The organism is Bacillus sp. ISL-78 (assembly GCF_018613455.1).
In the GTDB taxonomy this organism is placed as follows: Bacteria; Bacillota; Bacilli; order Bacillales; family DSM-1321; genus Peribacillus; species Peribacillus frigoritolerans.
In genome coordinates this window covers 256,796-274,961 of record NZ_JAGGQC010000013.1, presented here as the reverse complement: position 1 = coordinate 274,961, position 18,166 = coordinate 256,796, and the positions used below count along the sequence as shown (strand labels likewise).

General features: G+C 32.1%; 15 protein-coding genes. 1 reads left to right on the top strand and 14 read right to left on the bottom strand.

Annotated elements, in window-relative coordinates:
- Nucleotides 1-54: 54 nt before the first annotated feature.
- The 13 genes from J7I96_RS15225 to J7I96_RS15165 all read right to left on the bottom strand — a co-directional run bounded on the left by J7I96_RS15225 (nucleotide 55) and on the right by J7I96_RS15165 (nucleotide 14,894).
- Entirely contained in the window at nucleotides 55-1,482 is a 1,428-nt protein-coding gene (locus J7I96_RS15225; RefSeq protein ID WP_214925084.1) for a lipopolysaccharide biosynthesis protein, read from the bottom strand.
- Between the two features lie 87 nt (nucleotides 1,483-1,569).
- Nucleotides 1,570-2,550: a glycosyltransferase family 2 protein gene (locus tag J7I96_RS15220; RefSeq protein WP_214925082.1), complete on the bottom strand. Its 981-nt coding sequence runs from the start codon at nucleotides 2,548-2,550 to the stop codon at nucleotides 1,570-1,572.
- 57 nt (nucleotides 2,551-2,607) lie between these two features.
- Complete coding sequence (locus tag J7I96_RS15215) at nucleotides 2,608-4,041, bottom strand: O-antigen polysaccharide polymerase Wzy family protein (RefSeq protein ID WP_214925079.1); 1,434 nt, start codon at nucleotides 4,039-4,041, stop codon at nucleotides 2,608-2,610.
- Between the two features lie 122 nt (nucleotides 4,042-4,163).
- The gene (locus J7I96_RS15210) at nucleotides 4,164-5,447 is read right to left on the bottom strand and encodes a glycosyltransferase (RefSeq protein WP_214925077.1); all 1,284 of its coding nucleotides are present in this window, start codon (nucleotides 5,445-5,447) and stop codon (nucleotides 4,164-4,166) included.
- Nucleotides 5,448-5,452: 5 nt separating this feature from the next.
- Nucleotides 5,453-6,064 carry a sugar transferase gene (locus J7I96_RS15205; RefSeq protein ID WP_214925075.1) on the bottom strand — a complete coding sequence of 204 codons (612 nt, stop codon included), beginning with the start codon at nucleotides 6,062-6,064 and terminating at the stop codon, nucleotides 5,453-5,455.
- On the bottom strand, nucleotides 6,045-6,950 hold the full coding sequence (locus J7I96_RS15200; protein WP_214925072.1) for an NAD-dependent epimerase/dehydratase family protein: 906 nt from the start codon (nucleotides 6,948-6,950) through the stop codon (nucleotides 6,045-6,047). Before J7I96_RS15200 ends, J7I96_RS15205 begins: the two co-directional genes overlap by 20 nt.
- Nucleotides 6,951-7,032: 82 nt before the next feature.
- Nucleotides 7,033-8,148: an ATP-grasp domain-containing protein gene (locus tag J7I96_RS15195; RefSeq protein WP_214925069.1), complete on the bottom strand. Its 1,116-nt coding sequence runs from the start codon at nucleotides 8,146-8,148 to the stop codon at nucleotides 7,033-7,035.
- Nucleotides 8,145-9,365: a DegT/DnrJ/EryC1/StrS family aminotransferase gene (locus J7I96_RS15190; RefSeq protein WP_214925066.1), complete on the bottom strand. Its 1,221-nt coding sequence runs from the start codon at nucleotides 9,363-9,365 to the stop codon at nucleotides 8,145-8,147. The genes J7I96_RS15195 and J7I96_RS15190 overlap by 4 nt, the downstream gene beginning before the upstream one ends.
- 218 nt (nucleotides 9,366-9,583) lie before the next feature.
- Nucleotides 9,584-11,410: a polysaccharide biosynthesis protein gene (locus J7I96_RS15185; RefSeq protein ID WP_214925063.1), complete on the bottom strand. Its 1,827-nt coding sequence runs from the start codon at nucleotides 11,408-11,410 to the stop codon at nucleotides 9,584-9,586.
- Nucleotides 11,411-11,472: 62 nt separating this feature from the next.
- Nucleotides 11,473-12,384 (bottom strand): UTP--glucose-1-phosphate uridylyltransferase GalU, encoded by a 912-nt coding sequence (galU, locus tag J7I96_RS15180; RefSeq protein ID WP_214925061.1) that lies wholly within the window; start codon nucleotides 12,382-12,384, stop codon nucleotides 11,473-11,475.
- A 222-nt stretch (nucleotides 12,385-12,606) separates the two neighbouring features.
- Nucleotides 12,607-13,374, bottom strand: a complete 768-nt coding sequence (locus J7I96_RS15175; RefSeq protein ID WP_214925055.1) for a tyrosine-protein phosphatase — start codon at nucleotides 13,372-13,374, stop codon at nucleotides 12,607-12,609.
- 94 nt (nucleotides 13,375-13,468) lie between these two features.
- Nucleotides 13,469-14,161 (bottom strand): CpsD/CapB family tyrosine-protein kinase, encoded by a 693-nt coding sequence (locus tag J7I96_RS15170; RefSeq protein ID WP_214925054.1) that lies wholly within the window; start codon nucleotides 14,159-14,161, stop codon nucleotides 13,469-13,471.
- Complete coding sequence (locus J7I96_RS15165; RefSeq protein WP_214925053.1) at nucleotides 14,154-14,894, bottom strand: YveK family protein; 741 nt, start codon at nucleotides 14,892-14,894, stop codon at nucleotides 14,154-14,156. The genes J7I96_RS15170 and J7I96_RS15165 overlap by 8 nt, the downstream gene beginning before the upstream one ends.
- A 198-nt stretch (nucleotides 14,895-15,092) precedes the next feature.
- Between J7I96_RS15165 and J7I96_RS15160 the strand changes: the two genes are divergently transcribed.
- Nucleotides 15,093-15,875: an SGNH/GDSL hydrolase family protein gene (locus J7I96_RS15160; RefSeq protein WP_214925052.1), complete on the top strand. Its 783-nt coding sequence runs from the start codon at nucleotides 15,093-15,095 to the stop codon at nucleotides 15,873-15,875.
- A gap of 49 nt (nucleotides 15,876-15,924) precedes the next feature.
- Here J7I96_RS15160 and J7I96_RS15155 read toward each other — a convergent pair whose 3' ends face one another.
- Nucleotides 15,925-16,692: a tyrosine-protein phosphatase gene (locus J7I96_RS15155; protein WP_214925046.1), complete on the bottom strand. Its 768-nt coding sequence runs from the start codon at nucleotides 16,690-16,692 to the stop codon at nucleotides 15,925-15,927.
- Nucleotides 16,693-18,166 lie beyond the last annotated feature (1,474 nt).

Here is an 18,166-nt window from a genome sequence, read left to right as displayed (position 1 = left end):
TTATAATTAGTGCCTATTAAAAGACATTCTTTTTTAAAACATCTTAATATGCTCTCAATTATGATTAGATTTTAAAATCAGTTTAATACTTTTAACCAAATTTATTATTTCCTTCTTTTTAATCGCCAAATATAATACATAAATAACAAAATATACAAATATAGCTACAAACATATCTAAAAACCATGATGTAAAAATAAAAATAATTGTCATACAAAGTTCGAAAATTATATCTTTCATTACATATATGTTTAATACTTTGGACAAATACAATTCAGCAACAATAGAACGAAACGCCAATAAGAGTATAATTGATAAAATAGTTATATTTAAATTGTTAATAATATATACATTGATAAAAGTTAAAATTATGCTTATACCAACCGTTATTAAATTAGTTACAAGCATAAATCTTTCTTTACGGAGAGTTTTTAAATAAGTATTAATCAATAAATTTGTTTTACCTTCATAAAGACACATTGGAAATAATAATGCCATATAATTTAAACTTTCAGCATACTGTGGTAACCAAGAAGAAAGAATTATTTTTACCGGAAAATAAAACATTAAAAGACCAAGTAAAGGAATCACTATGATTGTACTCATTGTTTTATATATAGCAGGTAGATTTTCTTTCGAGGTTCGACGTAGAGTAGGAAATAAAACTACTGCTATTGCATTGATAAACAACATTAAAATATTAGAAATACTTAAGGTTAATGATACTTTTCCAAATGTACCTATGTCCCAATTTTTTTCAATACTCAAACGCACAATACCAATTATAAGCATACTAGCAAAATTGGCTAACAACAGTTTACTTCCTACAGATACATTTAACATTATTTCCCTAATGCTAAATTTCACTGATGCAAACTTTCCAAACACCAGTCCTCTACAAACAAAAAATGAATAGATCACTGAACAAACCTTACCAAAAATATCCGCATAAATAAGGTATTCAAATTGTCTAATTCCCTTTAACAAAAATATTATAACTATGATGAAATATATTATACGTTCTATCATTAAAATAATTGAATATTCTTTGATTCGATTGGTAGCCTGTAACATAAATGTCAATAATGAACGGGGTACAACAAATATTCCTGTTAGACATGTCAACAATACGACCATTGTTTTACTTGTATCTGCTGAAATTGAAGCATAAAATAAAAAGATTGACATATTAACAACGATATCAAATAAAACTAGAAACCAATACTGAGATACGAATACTGGTTTATTCAAATCAGAGTATTCATATCCCCCAAAACGTAAATAAGCTCCATCTGTTAAACCAAGTGACATATATGATATGTATGATGAATAGAAAATATATAGCTGCCAATAACCATAATCATCTACACCAATAAATCCCGGTACAATAAAAATTAGAACGGTTGATATAATTATAGATAAAATATTCGCAAGAAATGTATAAGAAAAATTTTGAATGAAACCTTTTATTTTATTGTTCATGTAGTTTCCTCTTTAGTATTACTACTTTATAAATAAACATGTTTTTCTAATTTTATCGTATAAAAATAAATTAAGAGAAAACAAATTTTATCTTGTTTTATTCATTAAGTAAGATTTGTTAACAGTTTTCCAAAAAAAATAAAATAGGATAATGTTCACCCTTGTAATAGCGCAAGAAAACTTAATATTCTTTTCTGTCAAATCATTTAATTTAAACCGAAATAAATTTTTCTTTAAACGTTTACGATCCTCATTTTTACATTTTCTCTCATAAATACCGTTCATTAATAAACTGATATTCATATGCATATAATAATTTTTAAACTTTTTTATTTCTATATCCTTTTCATCATTTAACAGTTCAATAATCTTTTCTAGTGCAACTAATGAGGTAAGTTTTTTTGGACTAAAATAAGATTGAGATGCATTGTTATCATGAATGATATAGTGATAATATGGCGTTGAGTCAAAGACAATACTTCCACACTTCAAAATACTTTGGCAACAAAATAATAAATCTTCACAAAAATGTATCTCATTATTAAAATCGACAACTGGGGTCTTTTTTAAAATATCTGCAGAAAAAAGTTTATTCCATAGAAAGCCTCTGTAATCATTTTTATTTAGTATATTATTTATTGATTCTATTGGTGTTAATTCAATAACTGGTGAATTAATAATATTATTCAAGACGGTACCGTCCACTTTTTCTTTATAATAACCACACATTGAAATATCTGCGTTATTCTCGATTGCTAATTGATATAACTTTTCAAACATACATCCTTCAACCCAATCGTCTGGATCGATAAACCCGATATACTCCCCCTTAGCTACTTTTAATCCCTCATTCCTTGCAGATGAGACTCCACCATTTTTTTTATGAATAACATTAAATCTTTTGTCTTTTTGTGCATATTCATTACATATTGAACTACTTTGGTCGGTTGAACCATCATTCACTAATATAACTTCCAGATCTTGATGTGTTTGATTTTTAACACTCTCTAAACATTTAGTTAGATATTTTTCAGCATTATATACCGGAATAATAATCGAAATTAACATTTTTTTCTCCTTATTATTTTACCACCGAAGTTACCTATAAAATTGATTCCAATCTCATTAAGCAATACTTGTTTTACCTTTTTTACCACTTAATATTATTGCTCCTAAAAAAATAACAAATAGTGTTAAAAAATTTATTAAACTAAATGTTGAAACAATAAATGATGTAAAAGTATCACGTGGTGCATAAAGTATAAGCCTTGTCATAGAAAGACACATCCAAATACCTAAAACACCTTTTCTAAACAATCTTGTCATTAATGCTAAAATGATACCCACAATAAAATTACCAATAACTATGCCGTAATAGCCAAAATCCTTATATAGTTCTGCAATGTAACTAGACCCATAACCCCAACCATTTATAAATCTGCTTGGACTTAATATGTATGCCACACTATCTGCAAAGCTGTTTCCATATAGTGCAGATTCCACACTTTGGGAAGAATATTTTGGTACATCAAATAATGTCTGAGTTATAATATTATTATTTATAAAATCTATTATTCTTCCAAACGCATATGATTTTGATTCAGGTAATGCCAAGGTCTGAGCATAACCAATCAAGTTAACACTAACTCCTTGTGCATAAAAAAATTCACTAATTCCATCCAAAAATGAACTTTGCATTACCGTCCCATCCATACGAAAATATGAAACTGCATTTAATAATATTATTAATAAAGGAAATGCGGAAATACACATAATAATTTCTTTTTTCCCAAACCATTTTTCATTTTTGTCTGTAATATTCCGAAGGCAAAAATAAATTAAGACTATCAATATATTTAAAACAAAATTATTTCTTTGCCCCACAACCAATGACATACCTCCCGATAAAAGGTATAGCATTAAAGGTATAAGGGAATTTCTTTTAGAAGGCAAAGTCCCTAAGTACACAAATAATGCGGTAGGACACATTTCAGCTAATTTATCAACCCAAAATGGAAAAGATGAGGAATATGAGGCATATAATTCAGTATATCCTTCTTTACTTGTAAACCTTGCTTTATCTAATAAAACCAAAAAATTAAATATATAAGTAATATAAAATAATATCTTACTAACAAAGGAGATATCTGCAATACGAATTCTATTGAATACTTTTGATTTATTATTAATTAAAAAATCATTATTCTTGATCCCACAATACCCAAGAAAAAGAAAAAGCAAACTAATAAATAAAATGATGAAAATTTGTAACATTATATGACTATTATTAAAATCCAATCCATACATATTATTGTTATATTTATCATAATATCCAGTCAATGGTTTAACTACCAACCTTGCAACTAAAAAAGTGAAAAAAGTACTATTAAAAGCAAAAAATATGATTCTTTCGCTGAATTTCTCACAGGAATACCAAAGGTTATGGATAAGTATGCTACAAATAGCCAACAATAGAATGTTATAATTTAAAAATAGCATGCCTATAAAAAACATTGCTATAGAAAAAAAAAGAATAGTATAGCGAAAAATTTTCAGCAATTGTACTCCTCCATTTATCTTTTCAAAACATTTATATAAAGTAAATAGTTATTAATACGATTTTTTATTCTTTGAGAATACTCCATTACTCTTACTATTAATTTTTCTAATCAACCACAATCCTATTGTTCCTTCTCAGAAACTAAGGGACTATTTTTCACTAATTGATCTACAAAATTAGAATAGAGAACCTTTGCGTTACTTCTCTCATCCCAAATTTCCAATGCATTATTACACATTTTATTATAGCCATCCTCATTAATTTTGTGAAATTTCATAAAGCTATCTACTACTTCTGTTATTGTGCATCCTTCTTTCAACAAATACCCATTTTTCCCATTTTCAACTATTTCCCTTGTTCCTCCTACGTCCGTAGCAATGACTGGAAGTCCCATAGACATAGCTTCCATAATGGCTACAGGCACCCCTTCTGAAGATGATAAATTCACAAATACTGTAGCAGGATTCTCTTTATACCAATTTAAAACTTCGGGATTTTTCACAAATCCAGTAAAATGTACATGGTCTTTATTTAATTCTTTTTGAGCTAATTTTTTCACCTTTTCAAATTCTGGACCTCCACCAATATGTGTCCACATAAAAGGAATTTCCTTTTTCTCTAACTCAACTAAAGCTGAAATTAACAAGTCAAGACGCTTTACCTTACGTACTACTGAACAGCTTACGATATAAAGTTTATCGTTATCACTTTTACTAATTACATTAGTAGACATTGTTCCTAGCCTTGCAACCTTAATCTTGTCCTTATAAGCAGAGTATTTTTCATTTATACTATCTACTCCATCCTGCGAGCAGGGGAATACAGCATTAAGAGATTTCAACAAATAATCTCTTTCTGGAAGATATTTCAACGGCGATGCATATTCATATAAATCATAGCGATGTGCACGAGAAATAGTATAAGTATTTTTGCCTAGAAAATAACTGTTTTTTAATTGAACAGCTACGTTTGCAGTAATATAAAGCCAATAACTATACAATGTAATAGACTCATACTGATCAAAATCAAACTCTTTTAACCTATCCTCAACACAATTATAGATAGAAGTTGCACGACTTTCATAGTAATAACAATATAATTTAGACAGAATACTGCCATTTGTGTCTTCATTTATTAATTGCCTTTTATTTGGATCATTATATATCTTTATGAATTCACGACAAAACATTTTTATCTTTCCACTTACTGAATGCTTGATTCCTACAGGAAGAACTGTTACATTTTCAGGAACATTTCTTGTTTGTTCCATTTCCTTGGATACCATAGTTGATATTATATATATTTGTTTAAAATTTGCTGACAAATATTCTATTTCTGTTTCCAAATATTCCTCACCTTTATGGAAAGGAAAATAATTCGTCAATAGTATTAAACAGTTCTTCACTAAAGTCACACCTTTTCTTTTCTACTATTATCATTACGATTGATATTTTTTGACATGAAAACAGAAACCAAAGTCATGAATATAATTTTTATATCCAAGAGAAATGAAATATTCTCCACATAATATATGTCATTTTTAACACGTTGCTCCATCGTAGATTTGTTCCTTAATATAGCTTGATTATAGCCAGTAATTCCGGGACTAACATCAAACTTTCTAAAAAATTCTTTCGGGTAAATATCTTTATTTCCTAAAGGACTGGGTCTTGGACCAACAAAACTCATATCCCCTTTTATTAAATTAAATATCTGGGGAATTTCATCTATACTTGTCTTTCTTAATATTCTTCCGACCTTAGTTACTCTTGTGTCATCATCCGAATTAAAAGTACTTCCATCAGCATTACGAATATCTGGAGCATTTACTTTCATAGAGCGAAATTTATACATTGGAAATTCCTTCATGTCTTTTCCTAACCTTGGAGCATTATAAAAAACAGGACCTTTATCTTCCAGTTTTATCATAATTGAAACTGGTATCATAACTATTATAAAAAATGGTAGTGCCAGTATAGATACCATCACATCAAAAAAACGTTTAATATAATAACGGTACATCATCTAACCCCTTCATCATAGTGTATATTTCATTAATGGCAGCAGAAAAAGTATAATCCGGCGAAAAATCCAGTTTTGTTTTAGCCTTACTGCTGTCCATAAAAGAAGAATCTATTCCTTCATTAGCTTTATTATCCATAACTAACAAATTTCCTCGATTTCCAAATTGATCATTGATAGTATCTGCAACTTCAAAGTTTGTTAAAGCATCGCCACTACCCACATTAAATGTACCAGAAATTGAGCTTTGCTTTAATGAACAAAATATCGCTTTAGCGGCATCTTTTCCGTAAAGAAATTCTCTTTTTGCCACACTTTTAGCATTCAATACAAGTTGTTCGTGATGAAAGGCCTGTCTGAAAAATCGATTAATCATATAGTTATTTTTTTCATTAAAACCATATAAGTGTGCTAATCTCAAATTCTTAATATTTAAGCCTTTTTTATTCGAAAATATATTCCCTATGTTTTCATTTGTTAATTTACTAACCCCATACATAAGTGCTGGTTTAGGCAACTGTATTTCTGTCCATGGCAGTAACGTTTCATCAGAATAAACTGAGATAGTCGAGGCATATACAATATTTGTTATATTTATTCCGCAACAAGCTTCATATAGATTTTGTGTCAACATCTCATTATCGTGGAATTCAACAATTCTCCCTTGGCTCCCACGCTTCGCAGCAAGATGTACTACAGCATCAATATCCAAAAGCTTATCTATTAAGTCTTTTTCAGAATAATCCGTAATTCGACATTCACAATTAATATTCGGAATTTCTTTTTTCTTTCTCGTTAATATGATAGGAGTATAATTTTCTTTTTTTAAATACTCAACCACATATTTCCCCAAAAAACCAGTACCACCTGTAATGGCTATTCTCATTGTAAACTCCCTTTCACTGAACACCATTAAAATTCATTTATCCATATTGAAATTTTTATTCAGTAATAATAAATTGATTCTATTAAAACTCATAAATAAAGTATCCAATTTTATCGAATTTTCCATTGACCGGCCTAATATTTTCACCTGGTTTATAATATTTAAAGTTATATAAAGAATTTTGAATCTCATTTTGATATTCAGAGTAATTTGCTCTTGTATTCGGTTCTTGACAAATAAATTCTAAAACGAAGCCATTTCTTAATTCATCATATTCTTTCTTCAGCTCTGAAGTCTCATTATTTAGAAGATGTTCAAATGTCAGCTTTAGTAAATTAACACCCGTATAAAGTTCCAATATACTCCACATATGACATCCATCTAAACGTGGTGTAATTTCAATAATATAAGGCATATCTTCTTCTAACTTCATTTGTACATAGACAGGACCATTATTTATATTTAATTTTTTACATGCAGACTCTATAATATCTTTTAATACATCTCTATTTTTAAGTGTAAGATTTGTAGATGGAACAATATGCTTATGTATTAATCCTGTATACTCGGGCCAGGTATCTCTATCTGATGCCACTAAATATTTTACTTGGCCATCAACAAGATAACCATTTACAGATAATTCCGGCCCTGAAATATATTGTTCTAATATCACTAATCCTGAGCGAGAATATTCTTTAGCAAGTTTATAGCTTTCCAAATATTCATCCATACTATGAACTAGCACTACACCCCTTTGACCCTGTGAATCAGCTGGTTTCAATATAAATGGAAAATCTAATTTCACTTTTTCTTCTTCACTATTTATTACTTGGAAATTCAAATTCCCTTTAAAATCAGTTCCTAATGTAGTTCTCATTAAGTTTTTATTATTACAAATACGAGCAGTTTTTTCGGAGACAAAATGCGGCATTTGTAATTTTTCACTAATGGAATTAACTACCGGCATAGCTAAATCAGATCCCACTGAATAAACCAAGGAAATTTGATTCTCTTTAATATATTGAGTAATAGCGTCCGTATTTAAAATATTTATCTCTTCAAAATGATCTACTACCTCTGCCCCTGGACCATCCTTCGACATAGCACATGCATAAGTTTCATAACCCATTTTTTTTAGTTTTAAAATTGCATCCATTTGAACAGAAGCAACACCTAAAATAAGAATCCTTTTTTTCATAAGCTCACCATTATCTCCTTATCTATATGCACTGCTTCCTTAAAGTTCGAAATAATATAGTCCACCTGCTCTTTAGTTAAACATGTATGAAGTGGTAATGTAATTTCATTTTCGTACATCGCATAGGCATTCGGAAAATCATTTATAGAGAAACCTAAATTTTTATATGCAGTATGCATTGGTAATGGCTTGTAATGAACATTTGTAGCAATACCTTTTTCAGCCATTTTTTCAATTACTTTATTTCTTTCACCTTCGTTTTTCCCAGAAAGCCTAACCAAATATAAATGACCACTTGATGAGAAATTCTCTCCAAAATGGCTTAAGACTTGTATACTATTACCCTTTATATCTTTATCATACATCTCTATAATTTGCTTTCTTTTTTCAAGAAGTTTAGAGTATCTTTTAAGTTGTACAAGTCCTATCGAAGCCATGATATCAGTCATATTACACTTATAAGCAAGTGAAACAATATCATATTCCCAATTCCCTAGCTTTGTTTTAGCAAGGGCATCTTTATCCTGACCATGAAGAGTTAGAAGCACAAATTCTTTGTATAACACATCATCATCTATGCCTTTAAAATCTCTCCAAGTAACCGCACCTCCCTCAGCAGTCGTAAGATTCTTAACTGCATGGAATGAAAAGCAAGTAAAGTCTGCAACTTCCCCACTCATTCTACCTTGAAAAGAGGCCCCAAATGAATGAGCTGCGTCAGCAATAACAACAATTCTTCCAAATGCTTTTTGAATTTCATTGTTTGGATTAAACATATCCTTTTTTTTATTAACCGCTTCAAATACTTTATTGTAATCGCACATCACCCCAGCTATGTCTACTGGTATAATTGCTTTTGTTTTCTCTGTAATAGCACCTGCTATAGCATCATAATCTAAATGATAGGAGTCTTTAGCAGTATCAACTAAGACAATCTTTGCACCTACATGTTCGATGACACTAGCTGAAGCTGTATAGGTATAAGCAGAGGTAATTACTTCGTCGCCTTCCCCGATACCTAAAAGCCTAAGTGTCATTTCCATGCAAGATGTCGCAGAATTCATTGTTACAGCTTTTGATGTATTACAAAACGCAGCGATTTGTTTTTCGAATAATTTTGTTTTGGGACCAGTGGTTATCCAACCACCTTTAAGTGTATCAACTACTTCATTAATTTCTTCCTGTGTTATATCCGGTGGTGAAAATGGAATTCTCATAATCCACGCTCCTCTTTTATATTTCGTCTAATCAAGTTAAGATTTCTAGACTTTTTCATGTGTTAATCCTATCCTAGGAATTTTCAAACTCAGGTTCTTATTCTTTTTCATAAGAAGTGAGCGACCAAATAAAGTACTTTAATTCAAATAAACATTTTCAATTTCTTCAAAGAATAATAATTTACAAAAAATGAGCTTACGATCTATGCTTCTAAATGTTATCTATTAGCAACTGGAATACGCTTACTGAATTTTGTATTTGCGGTCGTAATTAGAATGTCCTTTAATTCTTTTGTTCCTTTTTGAGTTAATGTTTCTATGAGTGAATATAATTCATTTTTATCCATTGGCTCTGCTTTCCCAATATGAATCTTTGGAAATATTTGACCTTCTTGAACCTCATTCTCATTTAATAATTCTTCATATAGTTTTTCCCCAGGGCGAATCCCCGAAAATTCAATACCTACTTCTTCTTCAGTATAACCTGAAAGAATAATCAAGTTTTTTGCCAAATCTACAATTTTCACTGGGTCTCCCATATCCAAAACAAAAACTTCACCGCCACGTGCCAGAGTCCCTGCCTGAATTACTAGCCTTGAAGCCTCAGGAATAGTCATAAAATACCTTGTCATGTCCGGATGAGTAACTGTAACTGGACCACCAGCTAAAATCTGATTTTTAAAAAGTGGTATCACACTTCCCCTACTCCCAAGCACATTCCCGAATCGTACAGCTACAAACTTTGTTTTACTTTCTTTAGCCAAGTTTTGAATAATCATCTCTGCAAAACGTTTTGTTGATCCCATTACATTTGGGGGATTTACTGCTTTATCCGTCGATACAAGAACAAAGCTGTTTACACTAAATGCATCAGCTGCTTCAGCGACATTCTTCGTTCCCAAAATATTATTCTTCACTGCTTCCATAGGATTATATTCCATCAATGGTACATGTTTATGTGCAGCAGCATGGTAAATAACATCAGGTTTGTATTCATCAACAATATCAAAGATCCTAGCCCTGTCTTGTACATCGGCAATAATTGGAACAATTTCTATTTCTGATTGATATTTATTCGTTAGTTCCATTTCAATATTATAAATACTGAACTCACCATGTCCCAATAGTAGTATTTTTGCTGGTTTAAACATACATATTTGCCGACAAATTTCCGATCCAATTGATCCTCCAGCACCAGTTACTAAAATTGTTCTATCAGTGAGTTCTTTGGATATACCTTTAATATCTAATTCGATAGGTTCACGCCCCAACAAATCTTCCACTTGAACATCTCTTATTTGATTAACAGAAACCTTTCCTGTCATAAGGTCTTCTAACATCGGCATAATCTGTGTTTTTGCTTCAGTTTTTGCACACTCGTCAAAAATGCGATTGATTTCAATTTTATTTAAAGATGGAATCGCAATAATTATAGTATCAATTTCATGTTTTTGGACAAAATCAGAAATATTATTCACTTCTCCAATTACCGGAATTCCGTAAATTTGAAGTTTGTACTTATTTGGATCATCATCAACAAATGCCACTGGATATAAGTCAGCTTCTGAATTCTTCAATAGTTGCCTAACCACCATAGTACCTGCTGAACCAGCTCCTACTATTAAGGTTCGTTTTTTATTTGGACTTAGTGAAATAAAGCTATCCCGGTATACTCTCAAGGAAAATCTTGATCCACCAATAAGTATTATGTGTAACATCCATGTAATACCTAAAACACGAAAATAGATATCATGGTTAATTATTAATTGAACAATTGCTGTCATTAATATAGAAAAAGTAACAACCTTAAAAATAGTTAATAACTCTCCAACGCTTGCATACTTCCATGCTTTTTGATATAAACGGTAAATAGTTGCAAATAAATGATGGCTTAGTAATAATGTAATTGAGCATACCAAAAGCATTGGTATAGTAGTATATATATTTAAATATGGATATAAAATGAAGTACCCAATGAATATTGCAAATAATACAATTATCGAGTCTAACAGTACAAATATCGGAACCCTTCTTTTATAACTCAATATAAACCCCTTCTTTTACTAAAATATTTCGAGTATATCCATTTACATTTTGATAATATAAATTAAGATTTTAAATTTTTTAATTTAAGATCAATTTCCTCGAAAGAATTGTTCTTAACCATTTGTTCCAAGAATATCAATAACTCATTTTTGATTTCTTCATGATTCAACGCAAACTCAATCGTTGTCTGAATAAACCCTAATTTCTCTCCAACGTCGAATCGTTTCCCTTCAAATTCATATGCAAAAACTCGTTGAATTTCGTTTAATTTTTGGATAGCATCTGTCAGCTGAATCTCTCCTCCTGCTCCCAGTTCTTGTTTTTCCAAGAACATAAATATTTCAGGCGTGAATATGTACCTACCCATGATTGCCAAGTCGGATGGTGCTGTTCCTTGTTCAGGCTTTTCGACAAAATTATTTACTTCATAGCGTCGGCCGTTTTGGTTACTTGGATCGACAATCCCATAACGATGGGTTTCTTCTTTAGGAACTGTTTGTACACCAATGACTGAAGATAAGGTTTTATCATATTCATTCATTAATTGTTTTAAGCAAGGTGTTTCCGCTTGGACGATATCATCACCTAATAAAACGGCGAATGGTTCGTTTCCAATGAATTTCCTTGCACACCAAACTGCGTGGCCTAGACCTTTTGGTTCCTTTTGTCTAATGTAATGAATATCAACTTTGGAAGGAGCTTGGACCTTTTCAAGTAATTCGAATTTATTCTTTTCCATTAAATTATTTTCAAGTTCAAATGCATTATCGAAATGATCCTCAATTGCACGCTTACCTTTTCCAGTTACAATAATGATATCTTCAATACCTGAAGCGACCGCTTCTTCGATGATATATTGAATGGTTGGTTTATCCACGATAGGAAGCATTTCCTTCGGCATAGCCTTAGTGGCTGGCAAGAACCTTGTCCCCAATCCTGCTGCTGGTATTATTGCTTTTTTTACTTTTTTCATTTATTCTCCTCCTCTTGCTTTTCCTGTTCATTTATTAAAAATATCTAGATGCTGATAAAATTTTATGTATTTTCCTAATTATTGAAAAAAGGATTAAAAACTTAGAGTCTTAGTCCGATATATACTATGCCATAATATTTGTTCTTCATTAAAATTTAGCAACATTCACAAAAACAAAACAAATCTACCCATTAGAATTCATCACAAATTGGGCTTCGAAGATTAAAAAATCCCCAATATTTTTTTCTTTTTAATCTTTTCAGGAACTTCTTTATAAATCGTCTTACCTTCTACTAGCAATTCCGCATTATCTAGAAAAAGGTCAACATAGTCGACACTGAATTTCTTTTCAATCACATCAAAAGCTTCATTCATTTTGAAGCTACGACTTGTGATATTATGAGCATCTGATGAAATGAAATGAGTTAGATTAGATTCTATTAATTGCATCGAAAACTTTTGTATGTTCTTTCCGAAGGCACCTGAAACACTGGCAGCAGTTACCTGGGTAAGTGTTCCGTTGTTCACAAACTTGTATAAAAGGTCTGGATTTTCGATTAATTCTTGGTTTCGTTCTGGGTGGACGATAATTGGAGTCAGGCGCTCGAATTGTATATCTGAAAGCAATTGTTCTGTATAACGCGGGACAAGTGCAGATGGCAGTTCAATGAAAAGATACTTTTCTCCATCATTCAGTGTGATGATCTCTTCCAGTTCATAGTCTTTCAAAATCTCTCCATATATCCTTGTTTCTTGCCCTGGCAGTATTTCCAGTGGAATCGCTTCAGCTTTCAATACCTCATTAAGCTCTGCCACTCTGTTTATGATATCTTGTTTCCGATTTTCGTATTTCCCATTCATATGATGCGGCGTTGCAATGATCTTATGTATACCTTCTAAAACCGCCATTCTCGCCATCTCTAAACTATCCTCAATCGATTGAGCGCCATCATCTATCCCTGGTAATATGTGCGAATGAATATCTATCATTTCTCGACCTCCCCCCTCTGATTCTTTTAACCTATAAAAATTACAATCTTTCCCTTATGAATATAATATAAAAAGCAGGAAATAAGTAGTGCTTTTACTTATTTCCGTAATAATAGTAATATTGGCTGTTTTTTTGCATTTTTTTATTATTTAACACAACCCCCAAAAGGTTACATGAAGCTGCATTCAATAGTTCTTTTGCCTTCAACGCTTGTTCAGTTCCTGTTTTCCCGCTCGAGATTACAAGAATCGTTCCGTCACATTTGTTCGATAGAATTTGTGCATCCGTAACGGCCAAGACTGGTGGTGTATCCATGATAATGACGTCAAATTCTTCGTAGAAACGTTCGAATAATTCATTCATCGAGTTTGAGCCTAGCAATTCAGCCGGATTAGGGGGAACTGGGCCGCTGGATAACACATATAGATTTTTTTCATCTGTTTCAACGACAGCATCTTTCAAATCCATGCGTTTCGTTAATACATTCGTCATACCAAAGGTATTAGGTAAATTGAAGGTATAATGAACAGTTGGTTTTCTTAAGTCCGCATCCACAAGCAAAATCTTTTTTCCTTGCTGTGCAAATACGACCGCAAGATTGGCTGCTGTGGTGGATTTCCCTTCTCCTGGTCCTGTAGAAGTGACCATGATTGAACGCATTTCTTCATCAACAGCAGAAAATTGAATATTCGTCCGGATGGTACGGAATTGTTCCGATATCGGTGATTTCGGATTGAATTTCACAATTAATTTTCTTTTATTATCCAATTTTTTCTTTTTAGCCATTTTTTTCACCTCTTCCACGTGTTGCTGGTCTTTCCGAACGTAAGCTATTATCTCCTTGGCCATCAATTGTCCCAATGACACCAAGAATAGGCATACCTAGTTGCTTCTCGATATCTTGCTCTGTCTTTATCGTGTTATCCAAATATTCCAAAAGGAAAGCAAGGCCTACACCTGCCATTAATCCGACAACCAAAGCAATCGCAATGTTAAGTAATGGTTGCGGCTTGATTGGTGATGTATTTTCTTTATATTCTGCCTTTGCCAACAAAGTCACATTATCTACATTCATGATCTCGACTATTTGCTTTTGAAACACTTCTGCCGTTTTATTAGCAATATCCACTGCTGTTTTTGGATTTTCATCCTCGACAATGATATTAACAACCTGTGAATTTTGTTCACTCGCTACCGAAATTTTTTCGTTTAGATCTGCTGCTGTCATGTCAAGATTAAGATCTTCTTTAACTAATTCCAATATCGCCGAACTTTTAATGATGACATTATATGTATTAATTAATTGAAGATTCGTTTGAACTTCGTTGTAATTATAAAGTGCTTCTTCATTCTTAGATTGATTGACAAGTAATTGTGTGGATGCCTGATAGATTGGCGTCAAAATAAAATAGCTGACAGCCCCGCTCACTAAAACGGCAAGTGCCGTAATGATTATTATTAGGCTTAAACGCTTTCGCAAAGTCAAAAATAGGTCTTTTATACTTATTGTTTCTTCCATGATTCCCTCCAACTTTTAAATAACAGCATTGGTATTATATCACAAAACCTTGCCATTCATTGTTTTTTTTGTCATAATTTTAGGTAATTTGATATTTATATTAAAACCTATTTCCTTATAAATTGGTATAGATATTTTAATATCGGTATAATTTTCAATAAAAAAGTGTCTAATTCAGGCATATTATGGAGGAATCATATGAAGGTCATCATACCTACTCTTATTGTTTTAGCATGCGTTGTATCTTTGGTCATAGGTAATATTCATTGGAATGGTAAAATCTCCGATGCTAGTGTCAGTCAGACTGAGCCAAAAAGTACGAAGGAGAAAACTAGTAATTCTAATCCCGATAATGAAGAACTCGTAAAATACATTGGGAATTGGCCGCAGGCAAGCAAAGAATTATATAAAAAAAGATTGGCAGAAGGGAAACCTTTTAAGATTTTAATGGTTGGTTCGAATTCCCTTGGCAATGAGGAGTATAACTTGCCTGATGATATAGCTGATCAGCTTAAAGATATTTATGGAGACACCGTTCAAGTGGACGGTTTACTTTACGATTTAATGTCTTCACAATTTGTTCTTCAAAACAAACAAAAAGATTTAATAGAAGCTAAAGCAGATTTAATATTATTCGAACCTTTCACCTTAAAGGACAATGGAAATGTCTCAATTGAAGATTCTCTTGATAATATAACGACGATTATTGAGGGTGTCACAGCAGCAAACAAAGAAACACAATTCATTCTGCAGCCCCCTAACCCTTTATATAATGCAACCTACTATCCTAACCAAGTGAAGGAATTGGAAAGGTATGCAAATGATAAGGATATTCCTTATCTCAATCATTGGAGTAATTGGCCTGATCAAGCATCAGATAAAATGAAAGATGTCTTGAACGAACAGCGGGAATTACCTAATGAAAAGGGCTATAAAATATGGAGTTTGTATCTGGAAGAATTCTTTATTAAGCAGTTTTAATAAAAAAAAGCCGCATCCCCCTATACTGGGGATGCGGCTTTTTGGGGATTTAAAATATACCTAGGAATTTTCTTGATTCAATTTTCTGCGGTATTTCTTTATATGCCAATTTACCTTGAACCAAAAGCTCGGCATTGTCCATGAATAAATACCTCATATCGAAACCAAACTTATTTTCTACTTCAGTAAAAGCCCCCGCCATATGGAAGGCACGGCTTTTCGTATTATGGGCATCAGATGCTATATAGTGAGTCAGGTTTTTCTCGATGAGTTGAAAGGCAAACTTTTTAGTTTTCTTTCCAAATCCACCAACGATACTTTTTGCTGTTATCTGAGTCAAAGCTCCATGTTTGACCAGCTTGTAAAGGTGATTTGGAGATTCCATAAACTCGAGATTCCTTTCTGGATGAACGATGATAGGAACTAGCCCTTTCATTTGCAATTCATATAATAAGGGCTCTGTATATGCAGGAACATGGTCTGCCGGCAATTCTATGAACACGTATCTTCCGCCATCATTCAAAGTTAAAATTCTTTCGGCCTGATAATCCGCTAAAATATCTCCATAGATTCGTGTTTCCTGACCTGCCAACACGTCCAAACCAATTGATTCAGCTTTCAATGCATCATTTAGTTCTGCCACTTTTTCTATAATATCAAATTTCTCATTTTCAAAAAAACCATTTTTATGATGAGGAGTGGCAATAATGGTCCGTATACCCTCCGATACAGCAATCTTAGCCATGGCTATACTCTCTGTAATGTGCTTAGCCCCGTCATCAACTCCTGGTAATATATGGGAGTGTATATCGATCATCTATAAACCCTCTTTCCGCTCTGTCGGACAAACTTTATAATTATTTACACATAAATCTAACATTTTAATGAATTTTATACAAATAAGTATAATTGGAAATTACTATTAAACTCCAGAAATCCTTAAACGGATATTTTTATTCATAAAAATCCTTGAACTATTGAATTATCCTGAATATTACTATAAATCTTACCTCCGTTCTCTATTATGAACAATAGGGAAGAAGGCATGACTTTTATTTAATAACCAATACTAGAAATTTATTTCAATAGATTTGTCCTATAGTCTTTTTATGTTTTCATCTGAAATATAAAAATACTTTTCATTAAATTTTAACAATATAAACTCGAGGACATGATTACCCATCTGGTTTATTACCAAGGGGCAATTACTCACATTGTATTAACTGTACCTGATTGGATGTTGCGATAAGTGGTATGAGCAGCTTATTGGCTCAATACGGATTCAGCTTTGTCTCGTCAACGCCAAAATAAAAAGAGCCCTAGGGCTCTAAAATAAACTATTAACAATTAATTTTATCCATCCAATAAAAGAAAGATGTACCAAACAAAAGTCCTTTTAAGAAATTCCCTTCATTTTTACCTATCATATTGAACACACCTCTCGGCTTGGTTTTCTTGTGATAATCATAATTGAAAGCGCTTTCTTTGTATATGAGGCATTTGTAGTAATTACTTTACAATTTGATCCTTAAGAGGCGCCGGCAAGATGAATCAGTCGGTTAACTGAAGAAATTAAAACAATAATCCTCTAGGACTCATCATGAAACTCTCCCCCCGATGCTAAACATGATTACCCATCGGCACATTTTTCAACCCCAGTATTTCCCGTTTCCTCCTCACTTTTTCGTTGTATGATAAAAAAGGAGTTTTGGGAATGATTATTCTCCAGTATATTGGAAAAGTTTTTTCATTCATGCATAAGGATATACCGGAAACTCACTTTAAATGCCATGTTTGTACAGGTAAAGGTGTCTACGTTATTTATATGGATGGTCTTACCTGTATGCAAAAGAATTTTTGGATGGCCGATTAAGTGGCATGAGCAGGTGTTGGGATTCAAATTATTGGCGGGTCCCTATTAGTTTGTGCAAGTGAGGAGAATGAACCTAATATGACGAATGATCTTCTTGGTGATTAAGTTAACAAGATGCGTAAATGCTCATTTGATGGCGATAATAGAGTGGAGACTGAGCTTTTTGAGTTTCTTGAATAAAAGCCGCAATTATTCCGCTTTGCCAATTACTTTTGTCGTTTTGTACCCTCTCCATTTTAATGCCGGTTTCACAGATACTGTTTTATCTTCTACATCATTCGACTTTGATAAGCACTTAATCTCATAAAGATTATTTAAGTTCAAAAAAATCCAGCATTTCTGCTGGATACTCCAAAGTACCAATCACTTAACCAAATTCAATACTTCTAGAAGTCTGCCATCTGAAATATAGTTAAAA